The sequence below is a fragment of the Hymenobacter radiodurans genome (genome assembly GCF_004355185.1).
GTDB classification, from domain to species: Bacteria; Bacteroidota; Bacteroidia; order Cytophagales; family Hymenobacteraceae; genus Hymenobacter; species Hymenobacter radiodurans.
Genome location: NZ_CP037922.1, coordinates 3,033,115 through 3,048,891, shown reverse-complemented (window position 1 = coordinate 3,048,891; position 15,777 = coordinate 3,033,115). Strand labels below are relative to the sequence as shown.

At 55.5% G+C, this 15,777-nt stretch carries 14 protein-coding genes and 1 pseudogene; 11 read left to right on the top strand and 4 right to left on the bottom strand.

Annotation, left to right across the window (positions count from 1 at the left end):
• Positions 1 to 36 precede the first annotated feature (36 nt).
• The 3 genes from EPD59_RS14140 to dinB all read right to left on the bottom strand — a co-directional run bounded on the left by EPD59_RS14140 (position 37) and on the right by dinB (position 4,650).
• Complete coding sequence (locus tag EPD59_RS14140) at positions 37 to 2,898, bottom strand: SusC/RagA family TonB-linked outer membrane protein (protein WP_240731748.1); 2,862 nt, start codon at positions 2,896 to 2,898, stop codon at positions 37 to 39.
• On the bottom strand, positions 2,865 to 3,209 hold the full coding sequence (locus EPD59_RS14135) for a carboxypeptidase-like regulatory domain-containing protein (RefSeq protein WP_133273355.1): 345 nt from the start codon (positions 3,207 to 3,209) through the stop codon (positions 2,865 to 2,867). The genes EPD59_RS14140 and EPD59_RS14135 overlap by 34 nt, the downstream gene beginning before the upstream one ends.
• A 403-nt stretch (positions 3,210 to 3,612) precedes the next feature.
• Positions 3,613 to 4,650, bottom strand: coding sequence for a DNA polymerase IV (gene dinB / locus EPD59_RS14130; RefSeq protein WP_240731747.1), 1,038 nt, complete (start codon positions 4,648 to 4,650; stop codon positions 3,613 to 3,615).
• A gap of 197 nt (positions 4,651 to 4,847) precedes the next feature.
• On the opposite strand from dinB, the gene EPD59_RS14125 reads away from it, so the two are divergent.
• From EPD59_RS14125 to EPD59_RS14080, 11 genes and pseudogenes are all read left to right on the top strand, one after another.
• Positions 4,848 to 5,069 carry a Kazal-type serine protease inhibitor family protein gene (locus EPD59_RS14125; protein ID WP_133273353.1) on the top strand — a complete coding sequence of 74 codons (222 nt, stop codon included), beginning with the start codon at positions 4,848 to 4,850 and terminating at the stop codon, positions 5,067 to 5,069.
• A gap of 256 nt (positions 5,070 to 5,325) precedes the next feature.
• Positions 5,326 to 5,997 carry a (2Fe-2S)-binding protein gene (locus EPD59_RS14120; protein ID WP_133273352.1) on the top strand — a complete coding sequence of 224 codons (672 nt, stop codon included), beginning with the start codon at positions 5,326 to 5,328 and terminating at the stop codon, positions 5,995 to 5,997.
• A 3-nt stretch (positions 5,998 to 6,000) separates the two neighbouring features.
• Positions 6,001 to 6,810: a xanthine dehydrogenase family protein molybdopterin-binding subunit gene (locus tag EPD59_RS21925; RefSeq protein ID WP_205703408.1), complete on the top strand. Its 810-nt coding sequence runs from the start codon at positions 6,001 to 6,003 to the stop codon at positions 6,808 to 6,810.
• The gene (locus EPD59_RS14115; RefSeq protein ID WP_205703407.1) at positions 6,750 to 8,498 is read left to right on the top strand and encodes a xanthine dehydrogenase family protein molybdopterin-binding subunit; all 1,749 of its coding nucleotides are present in this window, start codon (positions 6,750 to 6,752) and stop codon (positions 8,496 to 8,498) included. The genes EPD59_RS21925 and EPD59_RS14115 overlap by 61 nt, the downstream gene beginning before the upstream one ends.
• Positions 8,499 to 8,554: 56 nt before the next feature.
• A complete protein-coding gene (locus tag EPD59_RS14110) occupies positions 8,555 to 9,577 on the top strand; it encodes an FAD binding domain-containing protein (protein WP_133273351.1) in 1,023 nt (340 codons plus the stop codon).
• A gap of 158 nt (positions 9,578 to 9,735) precedes the next feature.
• Complete coding sequence (locus EPD59_RS14105) at positions 9,736 to 9,978, top strand: hypothetical protein (RefSeq protein ID WP_133273350.1); 243 nt, start codon at positions 9,736 to 9,738, stop codon at positions 9,976 to 9,978.
• An 8-nt stretch (positions 9,979 to 9,986) separates the two neighbouring features.
• Positions 9,987 to 11,174, top strand: coding sequence for an XdhC family protein (locus EPD59_RS14100; RefSeq protein ID WP_133273349.1), 1,188 nt, complete (start codon positions 9,987 to 9,989; stop codon positions 11,172 to 11,174).
• Positions 11,164 to 11,496, top strand: coding sequence for a nucleotidyltransferase family protein (locus tag EPD59_RS14095; RefSeq protein WP_133273348.1), 333 nt, complete (start codon positions 11,164 to 11,166; stop codon positions 11,494 to 11,496). Before EPD59_RS14100 ends, EPD59_RS14095 begins: the two co-directional genes overlap by 11 nt.
• A 2-nt stretch (positions 11,497 to 11,498) precedes the next feature.
• A complete protein-coding gene (locus EPD59_RS14090; protein ID WP_133273347.1) occupies positions 11,499 to 11,837 on the top strand; it encodes a nucleotidyltransferase family protein in 339 nt (112 codons plus the stop codon).
• A 57-nt stretch (positions 11,838 to 11,894) separates the two neighbouring features.
• A pseudogene (locus tag EPD59_RS23785) lies at positions 11,895 to 13,276 on the top strand (MFS transporter).
• Positions 13,277 to 13,404: 128 nt separating this feature from the next.
• Entirely contained in the window at positions 13,405 to 13,923 is a 519-nt protein-coding gene (locus EPD59_RS14080; protein WP_133273346.1) for a DinB family protein, read from the top strand.
• 96 nt (positions 13,924 to 14,019) lie between these two features.
• Here the strand turns inward: EPD59_RS14080 and EPD59_RS14075 are convergent, their stop codons facing one another.
• Positions 14,020 to 15,684 (bottom strand): amidohydrolase, encoded by a 1,665-nt coding sequence (locus EPD59_RS14075; protein WP_133273345.1) that lies wholly within the window; start codon positions 15,682 to 15,684, stop codon positions 14,020 to 14,022.
• Between the last annotated feature and the right edge of the window lie 93 nt (positions 15,685 to 15,777).

The window sequence follows — 15,777 nt, the reverse complement described above, 5'->3', positions numbered from 1 at the left end:
TAGGGCACAGCTGAGTCTGCAACGCCCCGTCGTGATTTAGAAGTTGACCTGAATGCCCCCCGTGAAGCTGCGCACATTGGGGTAAGAGCTGATATCGACGCCGCGGCTGTAGAAGCCTGTGCCAGTAATCTCCGGATCAAACCCTGTGTAATCGGTGATGGTGAATACGTTGCGGCCGGTTACATACACGCGTACGCTGCCCAGACTAGGTACTTTGCTGGTCAGTGACTGAGGCAGGGTATAGCCAAGCTGAATGTTGCGCAGCCGGATGTACGACCCATCTTCCAGCCAGCGCGTGGTGTTGAAGAGGGAATTGGAAGCAGCTGCTAAGCCCAGGTTGCCAGCACCGCCACCCTGCAACAGGCGAGGGGTAGAGGAAGAAGGGTTTTCCACGGACCAGGGCTCTACGTCGGCGTTGTAGTTATTCGGGCCGGCATACCCTTCTAAGTCTCTGCGGGCTTGATTATAAATCTTGTTGCCGCTCGCTGAGTTGAAGAACACCGACAGATCAAAGCCTTTGTAGCCAGCATTCAGGTTCAGGCCCATCAGCAGATTAGGAATGGATTTGCCCGAGTACACGGCGTCGCTATTATTAATCCGGCCGTCATCGTTGGTGTCGCGATAGCGCACGTCACCGGCGGAAGCGAAGGGCTGAATAACGGTGCCATTGGAGCTCTTATAATTAGCTACCTCATCTGGCGACTGAAAAATGCCGTCGAAGGGAATCAAGTAGAACTCGCCGAGCGAACGACCTACTTCCGAGCGAGTCAGAAGCTCGCCGCCCTCCAATACCTGGCCTACAACGGGTAGGGAGGTAACCTCGTTTTTAACAGTGGTAAGAGTAAAGTCGGCGCCGTAGGTAAAGGCGTTCTTGTTTTCGTGGTAGCCTAAAGCCAACTCGAAACCCCGGTTTTCGATATCACCAGCATTCTGGAATAGCGTAGCGCCAAAGTGACCCAGATAAGTAAGCACCTGCACTGGAGCCAAAGCGTTGCGGGTCTCGGAGATGTAGTAATCAGTGGAGAGTGTGAGGCGGTCGTCAAATAGACCAAGGTCCAGACCGGCATCTTTCGTGTACCGTTCTTCCCAGCGAATATCGGGGCTAGGCAGCGCCAATTGCGAAGAGCCGTTTACAATTCGTTGGTCAGTGCCGATTACGTAGTTAACATTTTGCCCTACAATAGCTTGCGTTAGGTAGCTGCCGCCGGCGGCGCCAGCTACGGCATCGTTACCATTCGCACCATAGCTAGCGCGTAGTTTCAAGTTGTTGACTTGTGGCAGGGAGTTCTTGAAGAAATCCTCTTCGCTGATGCGCCACCCAATCGAGGCAGCACCGAAGTTGCCCCAGCGGTTATCCTCCGTGAAGCGGGAGGAACCGTCGCGGCGTCCGCTGACGGACAGCAGGTAGCGGTTTTTGTAATCGTAGGTAGCCTGCGCGAAGAAGGAGCGCTTCGTGTACTTGTATGAGGTGCCCTGCACAACTCCCACCTTTGGGGCGGCGCTCAGCTCAAAGAAATATTGCCCCCCAGCAGGCGTATACCCCTGTCCGCCCGCTTGGATGTTGTGCGCCCGGAAGCTCTGCTCCGAAACACCTACCAGCGCATTCACCGTATGGTCGCCCAGGCGCTTGTTGAAGTTCAAGGTGTTCTCTCCCAATAGGAAGAGGTCATAGCCTAAAAACTCATTAAGCGACGAGGTATTGATGCGGGTGTTCTGCCGCAGGATACCAGACTTCTGGGCATCCGCATTGCTGTAAGTATGGCCATCTCCGGCCACGTTCAGGCGGTAAGTCAAAAAATCGAAGAAGGAATACTCGGCGCTGATGTTACCCGCCAGGCGGTTGTCAGACTGCGTACGCTGCAGCAACTCCTGGGCTCCAATTGGGTTGGTGGCAAATGTGTTCAGAATGGGCGAGCCGGTACCATACCCCCCTTCATTGGCCGGGTCATACACCGGAATGCTGGGTATTATGGTCAGCACGTCGATGAAAGGATTGCCGTTGAGCAGGGTTGCGCTCAAGTGCGTCAGCTGCACATTCTCCTGTAGACGGAAGCGCCCACGGGTGAGGCCAGAGTTGAGGCGTAGGCTATAGCGTTGAAAATCGGGGCCTTTTACGATGCCTTCCTGATGAAAGTATTCGCCCGAAATCAGGAAGTTGGTAGCGTTCTTCTCCCCTGCGGAGCCGCCAGAGAAAGACAGGTTGTAATCTTCGACCCGGCCCGTCTGGAAAAACTCCTTTTGCCAATCGGTATCAATATCGGGGTTGAAAGCTCCACCTGGTCCTTTCACGGCGCCAGCCAAGCTGTTTTGGCCGTTATTCAATGGATCTAAGCCCGCATTCCGGTAAGCAATAACGGCCCGGTCGGCCCATTCGCTAGCGTTGGTCAGGTTATATTGCTTGTACACGCTTTCAACGCCCGTGTACCCATTGAAGTTAATAGATGGAGCACCAGCCTTGCCCTTTTTTGTGGTAATCTGAACTACACCATTTGCGCCTCTGGAGCCATAAACTGCGGTTGAAGAGGCATCTTTCAGCACCGTCAACGACTCAATATCATTGGGGTTCAGATCCCTGATATTGTCCGTCCACAGCCCGTCGATTACATATAGCGGCCCGCTGCCGGCATTACCCAGGGTACCAATACCCCGAATATTAACGATAGGTGCCGCGCCGGGGCCACCATTTCCAGTAACCTGTACGCCGGGCAGACGGCCTTGCAGGGCTTGCGTAGCCGTAGCAACTGGCGCCTTGTTTGCCTCTTTTACATCGAGGCTGCTCACGGAGCTACTTACATTTTGACGGTCTTCTGTTAAGTAGCCAACTACCACGACCTCACTCAGTGCCTTGGCATCTGGAGTCAGACCTATATTAATAGTAGTGCGCCCGCCAACGGCAATTTCCTGCGATGTGTAACCAACGTACGAAATGACAAGGGTGCCATTGTCGGGGCGGTGAGGGTATAGCTGCCATCAGCACCCGTTTGCGTGCCATTGGTGGTGCCTTTTACCACCACGTTCACGCCCGGTAGGCCTTCTCCATTTTCGTCTGTCACCCGGCCATTGATGGTCACATCAGGCGTTTGGAAGGTAAGTGAGCTTGCCAGGAAATTAGCGTAAGAAGCCGCCGCCGCCGTGTAGGGCTGAAAGGGCAGGCAGCAAAGAATAGCCGGAATAGCGAACCGACTCAGTTTGGGTACAGGCTTTTTCATGAAGTGGGGAATGGTGGGGATGGAAAATAATAAGATGCACAATCGATTGTGTCAAGCTTCATTCACAAACGATTGTGTAAAAGCTCAAAAAAAATGTGTGGCTACTGGCCTGACATCACCGGGCTACAAGGGCCAAATCAACTCGCAATGACGTTATGAGGGCATTCATAAGTTAGTGGAGAGTTGTGATGTTGGACGAAATTCTTGTTAAGAGTACTATAAACTCCAACAATTTGCAAATAAAATCATGTGCTTTTACCGAAATAAGACCTTACAAATTGACCGATCTCAATCGATTGAGGTAGGTAATGGATGAGCCTGACAAGCGGAAAAGCCCCCCAGCGTAGAGATTTAGGGTTTTTGGAGAGGATGGCTTCTCGTTTTTATGTATCTACGCTGAATCCTAAAAAATTAGGGCTAATTGTCGGCCAGCAACTTCTTCGGTATCCAGATTCGACAGAGACACGCCCAGCAGTCGGACGCCTTGGGATAAGGGAAGCAGTCCGGTTAGCAGTTCTAAGCTTATCTGTTCGAGTATGGCTTTGGAATGAACGGAGGTTAGGGCTGTACGGCTGCGCGTGACCTGCTGGAAGTCAGCGTATTTCACTTTCACCGTGATTGTGCGGCCTCTGGTTTCGGTGCGCTTACAATAGTCCCAAACCGATTCTACGCAGGGGGTAATTCCTTGTACCAGTTCTTCATAGCTGGCCAAATCCTGCTCGAATGTGGTTTCGGAGCCTACGGACTTACGAATCCGGTCGGCTACCACGGGCCGGTTGTCCTGCGCACGGGCAATAGCATAGTAGTAGCTGCCCGATTTGCCAAAGTTCTGGCGTAAAAAAGCCTCCGTTTGTTGGCGCAAATCGAGGCCGGTAAAGATGCCCAACTGGTTCATGCGAGCCGCCGTAACCGGGCCGATACCGTGGAACTGCCCCACAGCCAAGCTTTCAACCAACGCCAGGCCCTGATGTGGCCGAATGACAAACTGCCCATTTGGCTTGCGGTAATCGGAGGCTAACTTGGCCAGAAACTTATTGTAGGAAATGCCGGCCGAGGCTGTGAGCTGCGTTTCGGCCAGAATAGCAGCACGTATCTGCTGGGCTACCTGCGTAGCGGACGCAATCTGCTTGAGGTTTTGGGTGACATCCAAGTAGGCCTCATCCAGCGAAACTGGCTCAATAAGGGGCGTGTATTCGGCAAAAATGGCTCTAATCTGCCGCGAAACGGCTTTGTATACATCGAAGCGGGGCTTGACGAATACCAATTCGGGACATTTGCGCAGCGCTACTGAAGATGCCATGGCCGAGCGTACGCCAAACTCCCGCGCTTCGTAGCTGGCCGCCGCTACTACGCCCCGCTGCCGCGAGCCACCTACGGCTACGGGCCGGCCGCGCAACGCTGGGTTGTCGCGCTGCTCCACGGAGGCGTAGAAGGCGTCCATGTCGAGGTGAATGATTTTGCGATATTCGGGCTGGGGCTCCACTGCTTTGTTACTCTGCTTCCACGAAGATACAGTCTGTAAAGGGAGGTGCCAGCGGCATGTTTCTTATTTTATCTGGGCATGAAACCATCGTGAATGCAACCTGGGGGGCTTTTTTAGCCTCCACTTAGTACTTCCACCTCAGCCAGCCCAGAACCATGAAAAAGGTATTATTCTGCTTCCTGCTAGTTAGTCTGATGGCCTGCAACTCCGACTCAGATCCGGACCCGAATTGCATTGATGAAAGCAAAATCAGTTCGGGGCCATGCCCTGCGAATGTAGATCCGGTGTGCGGCTGCGACGGCAAAACCTACAACAACGCTTGCGAAGCTGGCCGAGCGGGTGTCATTTCCACGACGCCTGGCCCTTGTCAGCGTTAGCAAATAAGCGCCAATTAGTCACAGAAAAGCCTGACTCTAGAGTCAGGCTTTTCTGTGTGCGAGTGTTTTCAATCAGCTGCTAAATGTAGCTTCAAGGTATTTCTGGAATGATCTGTTTATCTTAGTCATAGCTGATCAACCTTCGTATGGTAAGCAATATCCGTGGCTGAACTGACCTGCATTGCTGAGGCCTAAAAAAGCCCCCCAGCCGTTTGGACGCGTATTCTACTCAAGCGCTTTCTTATTTCTAAGCTAGATGAAAGATCCCGAAGAGAACATTGAACAAAGTGCCAACGCGGGCCGGGGCCTGTCGCGGCGCGGCTTCCTGAAAGGTGCAGGCATCACGGCGGCCGGGGGCGTGCTTATGACCAGCGGCATTGCTGGCTTGTCGGGGGCGGAGGCCGCCCCGGCGCCCGACACCGTCGGTCCAGGGCGCACTAGCATCACGCTCAAGATTAACGGCGACAAGAAAAAAGTGGCTATTGAGCCCCGCCAGACGCTAGCCGAAGTGCTGCGCGTAGAGTTGAACCTGACGGGCACCAAAGTAGTGTGTGACCGGGGTGCCTGCTCGGCTTGCACCGTGTGGCTCGATACTACGCCCGTCAACTCCTGCATGACCCTGGCCATTGAAGTAGGAAAGCGGGAAATAACGACTATCGAAGGCTTAGCCAAAAACGGCAAGCTGCACCCTGTGCAAGAAGCTTTTGTAGCCCATGATGCCAGCATGTGCGGTTTTTGCACGCCCGGCATGGTAATGAGTTGCGCCAGTCTTCTGCAGCGCAACCCTAGGCCTACACTCGACGACGTGAAAACGGCTACCAGCGGTAATTTGTGCCGGTGCGGTACGTATCCGAAAGTATTTGAGGCGACGCTGGCCGCGGCCGGCATTGCTTACTCCCAAAACCAGGCTCAGGCCGCCAAAGGATAAATCATGGCCAGCTACCGCAAACTCAAAAAGTCGGCGAAGAAGGAGGGCAAGTTCGCTGCGCTAGCCGCCGCGCTGGCTGCTCCGGCTATCGGTTCGGCCGCGCCAGCCGCTACCAAGTCGCTGACGATGCCAGTGGGCATTCCGGGGGTGAATCTGAAAACCATCAGCCGCGAGGTGCCGGCCGATGAGCCGCCCGTGCTGCCGGTAAATGACAAGCTCAGCGTGCTGGGCAAGCGCACTCGCCGGCTCGACGCGCATTTGAAAGTGACAGGTCAAGCCAAGTATACCTATGATGTGAATCTGCCGGGAATGCTTTTTGGCCGCATGTACCGCTCCCCGCATCCGCACGCCACCGTAAAGAGTGTGGATACCAGCGCCGCCGAGCGCTACCCGGGCGTGAAGGCGGTGTATATTATTGAAACGGTGATGGGTTCGGCCATTGAGCGCGACCCCAACCATAAAAACCCCAAAGTGCAGTCTACAGGGGGCAAATTTCCGAAGGTGCGCTACGTTGGCCAGCCCATTGCGGCCGTGGCCGCTACCACCCAGCAAGCCGCTGATGAAGCTGCCCGCCTGATCAAAGTAGACTACGAATTGCTGCCCTTCGTGACTGATATGGACGAGGCCCGCAAACCCGACGCGCCGCTGGTGTACGGTGGCAAGCAGGTAAGTATGGAAGAAAGTGGCGGCGGTGGCGGCGCGGCGGGGGCTTGCCCCAGAAAGGCAACGTGCGCGGCCCATCCACAAAAAGCATGTTTGGCGGCTCGCGCGGCGACGTCGAAAAAGGCTTTAAGGAAGCTGAAATCATTGTAGAGGGCGAATTCAGAACCCAGGTGCAAACCCACGCCCCGCTGGAAACCCACGGTATGGTAGCTGACTACCGCCCCGATGGCCTGACCGTGTACCTCTCCACGCAGGACACTGCCGGGGCTCGTAGCGAAATGGCCGAGCTATTCAAGCTGCCCAAAACGCAGGTGCGCGTCATCACCGAGTTTATGGGTGGCGGGTTTGGGGCCAAATATGGGGCCGGTAACTACGGGGTAGCCGCCATGAATCTGTCGAAGAAAACGGGGGTGCCTGTGCGTATTATGTTGGATAGAAGGGAAGAGCATGTTGCCGTGGGTAATCGGCCCAGTACGGTGCAAACATTGCGCATTGGGGCCAAAAAAGACGGTACGCTCACGGCTATGCAGCTGGTTAGTCATGGGACTGCGGGTGTGGGCCTGGGCGCGGGCGTGGGCTGGATTGCGGAAACCATGTATCTGACCAACCCCAACTTCAAGGGCGAACAATACGACGTACTGACCAATGCCGGACCCGGTGCGGCTTTCCGTGCGCCGGGTGCCCCGCAGGGGGCATTTGCCCTAGAGCAGCTCATTGATGAGCTGGCCGAAAAAGTTGGCGTGGATGCCCTAACCTTGCGCGACAAAATTGACAAGAGCGAGATGCGCCGCGAGCAGCGACGCGTAGGCGCTGAGCGTTTTGGCTGGAGTAAGCGCCAAGCGCCCGGCGCTTCGCCCGGCGTGGTGAAGCGCGGGATGGGTGCGGCTCAATCGGAGTGGGGGCGCTTTATTGATATGGACTCGTCGTGTGAAGTGCGCTTACATCAGGATGGCTCCGTGGAGATTATGTCGAGCGTGCAGGACCTCGGCACGGGCATCCGCACGGTGCTGGCCCAAGTTGTAGCTGAAGAATTGGGTCTGCAACCCACCGACGTAACCGTGCGCATCGGCGACACGAATTATCCGCCTGGCCCAGGCTCGGGTGGCAGCAAAACCACCGGCTCCATTACGCCGCCCGCTCGTACGGCCGCTTATAAAGTTGGTCAGCAGCTGCTGGCCGCCGTGGCACCGAGTATGGGTGTGGCTGCTAGTGAGTTGGCGTTTGTGGGGGGCAAAATTGTGGCGAAGGGCAACGGCGGTAAAAGCATCAGCTTTCGCGAAGCGGCCCAGAAGCTCCCAACCCAGCAAATAGCAGCCACCGAAAAGCGCAAGGACGACTATGGCGGCTTCTTTCGGCCGGGCATTTCCTTTGGGCAATCGGGCGGAATTCAGTTTGTGGAAGTGACCGTAGATACGGAAACAGGTTACGTGAAAGTGGAGCGCGTAGTAGGCGCCCACGACTGCGGCCGGCCCATCAATCCGCTGGCGCTGGAAAGCCAGATCAATGGCGGAATTTTACAGGGGATCAGTTGGGCGCTGTACGAAAACCGCCACCTGGACCGTAACTACGGCCATATGATGAACGCCAACCTCGACCAATACAAGATATTGGGCTCGCGTGAGGTACCCCAAATCGACATTATTATGGTAGAGGAATACACGGCTACCAGTTCAACCGATGCGCTGGGCATTGCCGAATCCGCGAACGTAGCCACCGCTGCGGCCGTGGCTAATGCGGTGTATAACGCCATTGGCGTGCGTATTTACGAGTTGCCCATTACTCCGGAGCGCGTTCTGAATGCGCTGGCCAAATCCAAACAGAAACTAGGCAAAGTGTAGCTCAGGCTACTTCATTTCCTGACTATCAAGTACTGCCTACTTAACGACTTAGCACGATGAACGCCTTTCAATGGACCGACGCCACAAGCGTCAAGCAGGCTACGGGCCAAAACACGACGCCGGTAGCCGACGCAATGCTGGTGAATGCCAAGCCGGAGTCGGCCACCATCTTCAAAGCTGGTGGCGTAGATGTGCTGGATTTGATGAAGGAGCACGTGTTGGCGCCCGCTCGCATAGTAGGCATTGGCAATTTGCCTAAGTTGGATGCGATTCGCAATGCCGGCAAAGAAGGCACGCACCTCGGCGCTTTGGTCACCTTAGCACAGCTAGAGCGCGACGGCGACCTGCAAAAAAACTTCCGTGCCCTCACTGAGGCGGCCAGCCACGCGGCTACGCCCCAAGTGCGTAATGCGGCCACGCTGGGGGGCAATATTATGCAGCGTCCGCACTGCTGGTATTTCCGTAACGAGAATTTTAAGTGCCTAAAAAAAGGCGGCACCGTTTGCTTCGCGAACCAGCCTGGGGCTGAGAATAAGTACCATGCCATCATGGGCAACGCGGTGTGCTCGGCGGTGCATGGCTCCAGCATCAGCACAGCATTGGTGGCCTTTGGGGCGCAGGTGGAATTGACTGGTCCGCAAGGTGTGCGGCGCGTGCCGCTGGAGCAATTCTTCGTGACGCCGGATAAGGATGTGAAACGCGAAAACGCTATTCAGGCCAATGAGCTGATTACCGATGTGCTGCTGCCCGCGCCAGCGGCTGTTACTGGCTCGTGGTATATCAAATTCGGGGAGCGGGAAAGCTACGACTGGGCACTGGCCGACGTAGCCGTAGTGCTGGAGCAGCAAAATGGCCGCTGCACCAAGGCGAGTATCGTGCTGGGCGCCGCTGCCCCCGTTCCACTGCGCGCCACCGCCGCCGAAGCCGCCTTAATTGGCAAACCAATAAATGAAGAAACCGCCCGCGCCGCCGGCCAAGCAGCGACTGCCGGTGCTACGCCCCTAGAACACAATGCTTATAAGGTGCCGATTTTTACCGCCATCGTGAAGCGCGCTATCCTAAAAGCCGGGGAGGCGTAGGGGCCTCAACCCCTAGCCCCTTCTCCTAGGGGAGAAGGGGAACTAGCTTTAGTTTCTAGCAAACTAGTTAGTATTAGCCATCTAGTTATTAGAACTAGTCCCCCTTCTCCCTAGGAGAAGGGGCTAGGGGTTGAGGCCATCGTTGAATAGCTAGTTTTATGCCTACTTATATTCCCATTGAATTCGAAAACCACACGGGGATCTGTCGGTTTTTGCGTAGCAAAACTGGCTTAGGTACGAATGAAGGAGGGGAGCAGCCTTGGCTTTTAGTCGACGGAATGACCGCCACTTGTTGGTGTCTGCGTACAATGGAGTCGTTTGGTCCGGATGATGAGGTGGCGGAAGCTGCTGAGTGCCGCAAGGGCCGGGTCTGTTATGAGGCGGCTGATGCTGAACAATAAGTTATTTTATGAGTGAAATATGCCGTTTACTTGCTGCCTACGACGCTCACCGTGCGGCTGGCCAAGCGTGCGCGCTGGCCACCGTGGTGCATGTAAGTGGCTCCGCTTACCGACGGCCGGGCGCGCGCATGCTGGTGACCGAAGATGGTCAGCTGATGGGTGCAATCAGCGGTGGTTGTCTGGAAGGAGACGCCCGGCGCCGGGCCCGCCAGGCCATTGTGCGCCGCCGGCCGGCGCTGGTTACCTATGATTCCATGGATGAGGAGGAAGACGTGGAGCACGGGGTGAGTTTGGGCTGCCAGGGAGTTATACAAATTCTGCTGGAGCCCCTCGATTTTGAAGATCCAGCGAATCCCATGGAAATGCTGCGCGTGTGCGCCCAGCAGGAGCAAACGGCCGTGCTCATAACTGCCTTCAGCCTGACCACGAATACGGAAGTGCAAGTAGGGGAGCGACTGCTATTGCTGCGTGATGCTACCAGCCACGGCACGCTCAACTTCGACGCCGATACAGCGGCGCAACTATTGGAGCACGCCCACCAAACCCTGCAAAGTGGCCGTTCTGCTACCGCCGACTACGATACGGTAGCGGGCACACTGCGGATATTTTTGGAAGTAATTCAGCCTGCGGTGCGCGTCACGGTATTCGGAGCGGGCAACGACGTGCAGCCGCTTGTGCGCCTAGCCGCGAGTTTGGGGTGGCTGGTACGCGTCGTGGATGGGCGGCCGGGACAGGCCACCGCCACGCGCTTTCCTGAGGCGGAAGAAGTGTGCGTAGTAAGCTTCGACCAACTCTCAAATTTGCCCCCCACGCAGCAGTTTGCCCTGCTGATGACCCATAATTACCACTATGACTTAGCGGCACTGCGCTATTTGTTGCCCACAGGTACACCGTATATCGGCTTATTAGGGCCCCGCAAAAAGGCTGATCGGCTGTTGGCGGAGTTGGAAGAGGAAGGCTTGCAGCCGACTCAGCGCCTCGTGCCGCGGTTGTACAGTCCGGTGGGGTTGAATATTGGGGCGGAGACGGCGGAAGAAATTGCGCTGTCCATTGTGGCCGAGATGCAGGCGGTGCTCAGGGGACGTTCGGGGGCTTTTTGCACCAACTCGACGGCCCAATTCATGAGCAGACGCCCGTGCTTCGCTCTTCCCTTACGCCAGGGGCAAATGCAACGGTTGCGGCCTCATGCTCTCTGAGTTAACTGCTTCCGCTGCGACAAGCTCCGTCGCTCTGATCCTGTTAGCCGCCGGGGCCTCAACCCGGATGGGGCAGGCCAAACAACTGCTATACTTCCAGGGCCAAACCCTTCTCCGCCGCGCCGCCGAAACGGCCGTGGCTACGGGTTGCCAGCCGCTGGTGCTGGTGACGGGCGCTTTGCACAAGGAGTTAGTTGCAGAGATTGACGATTTACCCTTCCTCGTTACCCATAATCCTGATTGGGCGGTGGGCATGGGCTCTTCCATCCGAACCGGGCTGGCTGCTTTGGAAAAGGCCCCCAGCCGCCTTCAGCCGTGCTAATCATGCTCTGTGATCAGCCGTTGGTTACGCCAGCGTTATTGCTGACAATGATCAAGCAACAGCAAGCGGGTCATGCACCAGTAGTGGCTGCTGCCTATGGCGGTACGCTGGGTGTGCCAGCAGTTTTCAGTGCCGATTCGTTCCCTGCACTGCGCCAATTGGCTAGTGCGGAGGGGGCGCGAAAAGTTATTGCCAGCTACGGTAATTCCGCGGGTAGCGTACCGTTTCCGGGGGGCATTTTTGATGTAGATACGCCCGCCCAATATGCCTCTTTGCTGGAAAATGATATGGGAGATCAAGCTACCGAGGATTCAGATTTGCCAACTGAACCACTAGCGTAACCCGCACTGCGCGAAAACCCATTATCTTGCCCACTACCATTTCCTTTCCTTGATTATATGCAGCAAGCTGCCGTGGCTACTTCGGCCCCAGTCGAGAAGAATAACCCCCGTACTACCAATGGCTGGGCCATGTACGACTGGGCTAACTCGGTGTACCCGCTGGTAATTACCAGCACCATTTTTCCCATCTACTACGGCTCAGTAGCCGTGAATGAGCGGGGTGAGGATGTGGTTAACTTCTTGGGTTTCAACCTGCCGGGCTCTTCTCTGTACACTTACGCCATTTCCGCGTCGTTTCTCATTATCGCGGCGCTGAGCCCCATTCTTACTGCCATTGCCGACTTCTCAGGCCGCAAGAAGCTCTTTCTGCGCTTCTTCTGCTTTCTGGGCGCAGCCTCGTGTGCGGGCTTGTTTTTCTTTACCCAAGCCACGTTTGGGCTATCGATAGTGCTGCTCATGTCGGCCACCGTGGGCTGGGCGGGTAGCATTGTGTTTTATAACTCCTACTTGCCGCTCATTGCCACCGAAGACCAGTATGATAGGCTCTCGGCCAAAGGGTTTTCGCTTGGTTACGTGGGTAGTGTTATTCTGCTGGTGCTGAGCCTGGTAATCGTGCTCAAGCCCGATCTGGTTGGTATCGATCCGGCGAATAAATCGTTACCGCCGCGCATCTCTTTCCTGTTTACGGGCTTGTGGTGGGCCATTTTTGGGCAGTTTGCGCTTTCCCGTCTGCCCGCTGATACCGGTCGCCCCGACCACATGCCTGCCGCGCAGGGCAATTTCCTGCTCAATGGTTTCCACGAACTAAGTAATGTGTGGCAGCAGATCAAGCAGTTGCCCATGCTCAAGCGCTTTTTGCTGGCTTATTTCACTTACAACATGGGCGTACAAACGGTGATGTACGTAGCCACAGTGTTCGGCGATAAAGTTCTCAAGCTGGAGTCGCAGGCGCTGATTATCACCATCTTGCTGTTGCAGGTAGTCGCTATTCTGGGGCCTATTTGTTTGCCCGCCTGTCGGAGGCCATTGGCAATACGCGGGCGCTAAGCTGGTCGGTGGCCATCTGGGCGCTAATCTGCGTGGCGGGCTATTTTGTGCAGGCTGGCTGGAGCTTCTACGCCCTGGCCTCAGTCATTGGCCTGACCATGGGCGGCATACAGTCCCTTTCGCGCTCTACGTATTCCAAAATCATCCCCGAGGATACCCCCGATACGGCTTCCTACTTCAGCTTCTTCGACGTGACCGAGAAGCTCAGCATCGTGATTGGCACCGCCGTTTTCGGTATCATCTTCCAAATCACGGGCAATATGCGCAACAGTATTCTGGCCCTGATCGTGTTCTTTATTCTGGGTCTGATTTTCCTGTTCAGAATGCGTGGTCAGAATTTGCGCCCTGATGCTGCCACTGCAGAAGCACCAGTAAAACAAACTGTCCTGTAGAAGCGCAGTTCTCGGCTTGGTAACGAATCAATAAGACCTATCGTGTTCGAGCAATGACCATCACGCGTAGACGCGCCTAAGTGCCTCTATGCCTTTGTATCTAGTTTTCTTACTTTTCAATCCACCCCATGCACACTTCTTCTCTCCAGCAAAACATCCTCGCTGAGCTTGACCATGAGTTGATTACGACCCGCAAAATACTGGAGCGAGTACCTTTTGAACAGGCCAATTACCAGCCTCACCCGAAGAGCATGAAGCTGGTGCAGCTGGCGTCACACGTCGTGAATCTGCTGGCGTTCAAAACCCTTTTTGTTGAGCGTGATTCGCGCGATTTTCTAGACAAAAATGCTCCGAAGCCAGGACCTACGCCGACTTCCAAGGAGGAGTTGCTGGCCCGCTTCGACGAGTATTCGGCAACCTTGCGCAAAGCCCTGAGTGAATCCGACGACGAGAAGCTAACTCAGCCGTTTAAGCTCCATGCCGGCGACCAAGTGTTAATGGAGCGCCCCAAAGGTGCCGCTCTGCACATTATGGGTCTGAACCACAGCATTCATCACCGTGGCCAGCTTAGCGTGTATTTGCGTCTGCTCGATATTCCGGTGCCGGCCATGTACGGCTCTAGCGCCGATGAGCAAGGGTGGAGTTAATAGTAAACGTCGTCACAAAAAAGCCCCCAGAATTGTGTCTGGGGGCTTTTTTGTGACTTTAATTTTTGATTGACTCTCGCAATAATGAAATAAGCACTACTTCTTTATCGAGAATACCTGCTCCCCAGCAATCCAAGTTTGCTGCACCTGAGCACCACGCAGTTCGGGTGCCGGAGCCGTGAGCAAATCCTTGTTGAGCAATACAAAATCGGCGGCCATACCGGGCTGAATGCTGCCTTTCTGCTTGTCTTCAAAAGCGGCGTGGGCAGCCCAAGTGGTCATGCCACGCAAGGCGTCGGGGCGAGAAAGAGCGTTTTCGGGTTGGAAACCGCCTTCCGGGTAGTTCTTCGCATCTTGGCGAGCAACCGCAGAATGAAACCCAAAGAGCGGGTTGATATCTTCCACGGGAAAGTCGCTGCCTAGGGCTACTTGGCCGTACTGCTTGCGTAGTTGCTCAAAGGCGTAAGCCGTTTTTACGCGCTCCGGCCCCAGCCGCTCGCCCGCCCAGTACATATCGGAGGTAGCGTGGGTGGGCTGCACCGAGGGTACAATTCCAAACTGCCCAAATTTACCCATATCGGCCGGCGTAATTACTTGCGCGTGTTCAATGCGCCACCGCCGGTCTTGCTGCCCCTTCAGCGCTTCGCCATAAATGTTAAGAATGATGCGGTTTGCCGAGTCGCCGATGGCGTGGGTGTTCATCTGGAACTTGCTGGCCGCAATTTCTTTAGCCAGCGCCCGGTACTCCTTTTCAGTAGAAAGCAGGAACCCAGTTTCTTTTGGCCGGTCGTGATAAGGCTCAACTAGGCAAGCACCACGCGAGCCTAGGGCGCCGTCGGCGTACACTTTAAAGGAGCGTACCGTAAGCCGGTCAGTCTCTACGGGGCCGTTTTTGAAGTAGAATTGCTTATTGGCAGCCGTGGGGTTGAGCATCGCATACAGGCGCAACTTGAGCTTGCCCTGCTTCTGCAAAGCTTCCATCTGGTCGATGTTCGCTTTGTCAAGGCCCGCATCGGCGAGGCTAGTGAGGCCTACTGCTACGCATAATTGCTGTGCTTGGAGGAGAGCAGCGTTGGCTTCCGTTGCTGAAGGCTCAGGAATCTTAGCCCCAACCAGACCAACCGCGTTATCCACCAGTAAACCAGTAAGCTGACCCAGCGCATCGCGCCCGATTACGCCGCCGCTAATGGGCGTGCTAGCTGTGATTCCTGCCAAGTCTAGTGCCTTTTGATTGACGATGGCCGCGTGGCCGTCTACACGGATGATGAGCACAGGCACGTCGGGAAACAGCTTATCCAGCGTGTCTTTGGTCGGAAACTGTTTGGTGGGCCAATCGTTTTGGTCCCAGCCGCGGCCAATCAGCCACGCGGCCTGCGGGTACTGCTGCCGCTGCCGTTGTAAGGTGCTCACCACGTCGCCCCAGGAGGTAGTGCCTACCAAATCGGCGAAGCGCAAGCCCAAGGCGTAGCGGTAGAAGTGGCAATGCGCATCATAGAAACCGGGGTAGATAAATTGCCCCCCAGCGTCTACTTCCTGCTTGCCCTTATACTTCTGCCGAATTTCATCAGCCGTCCCGACGGCCAGAAACTTGCCATCCTGTACAGCAAAGGCCTGAGCCTTAGAAAACGCCGAATCGACGGTGTACACGGTGGCGTTGTATACTACCAGGTCGGCGGCTTGCTGCTGGGGCGCATTTTGACAACTACTGAAGGCAGCTAGCAGCGGCATCAATAGGAAAAGCGGGCGTAAAAGTTGAATCATGTAGGCAAGTTAAGGCACGCCGCAAAATGTACCGCGATATCTACTAAGCGCCGGGAAATTATTAAGCGATAAAAACCTGTAAAAAGAACGTCA

Coding starts and splice junctions, on each gene's coding strand:
- EPD59_RS14105 (WP_133273350.1), top strand. CDS start 9,736: ATGCCTACTTATATTCCCATTGAATTCGAAAACCACACGGGGATCTGT.
- EPD59_RS14135 (WP_133273355.1), bottom strand. CDS start 3,209: ATGAAAAAGCCTGTACCCAAACTGAGTCGGTTCGCTATTCCGGCTATT.
- EPD59_RS14110 (WP_133273351.1), top strand. CDS start 8,555: ATGAACGCCTTTCAATGGACCGACGCCACAAGCGTCAAGCAGGCTACG.
- EPD59_RS14095 (WP_133273348.1), top strand. CDS start 11,164: ATGCTCTCTGAGTTAACTGCTTCCGCTGCGACAAGCTCCGTCGCTCTG.
- EPD59_RS14120 (WP_133273352.1), top strand. CDS start 5,326: ATGAAAGATCCCGAAGAGAACATTGAACAAAGTGCCAACGCGGGCCGG.
- EPD59_RS14075 (WP_133273345.1), bottom strand. CDS start 15,684: ATGATTCAACTTTTACGCCCGCTTTTCCTATTGATGCCGCTGCTAGCT.
- EPD59_RS14125 (WP_133273353.1), top strand. CDS start 4,848: ATGAAAAAGGTATTATTCTGCTTCCTGCTAGTTAGTCTGATGGCCTGC.
- EPD59_RS14090 (WP_133273347.1), top strand. CDS start 11,499: ATGCTCTGTGATCAGCCGTTGGTTACGCCAGCGTTATTGCTGACAATG.
- EPD59_RS14100 (WP_133273349.1), top strand. CDS start 9,987: ATGAGTGAAATATGCCGTTTACTTGCTGCCTACGACGCTCACCGTGCG.
- EPD59_RS14080 (WP_133273346.1), top strand. CDS start 13,405: ATGCACACTTCTTCTCTCCAGCAAAACATCCTCGCTGAGCTTGACCAT.
- EPD59_RS21925 (WP_205703408.1), top strand. CDS start 6,001: ATGGCCAGCTACCGCAAACTCAAAAAGTCGGCGAAGAAGGAGGGCAAG.
- dinB (WP_240731747.1), bottom strand. CDS start 4,650: ATGGACGCCTTCTACGCCTCCGTGGAGCAGCGCGACAACCCAGCGTTG.
- EPD59_RS14115 (WP_205703407.1), top strand. CDS start 6,750: ATGTTTGGCGGCTCGCGCGGCGACGTCGAAAAAGGCTTTAAGGAAGCT.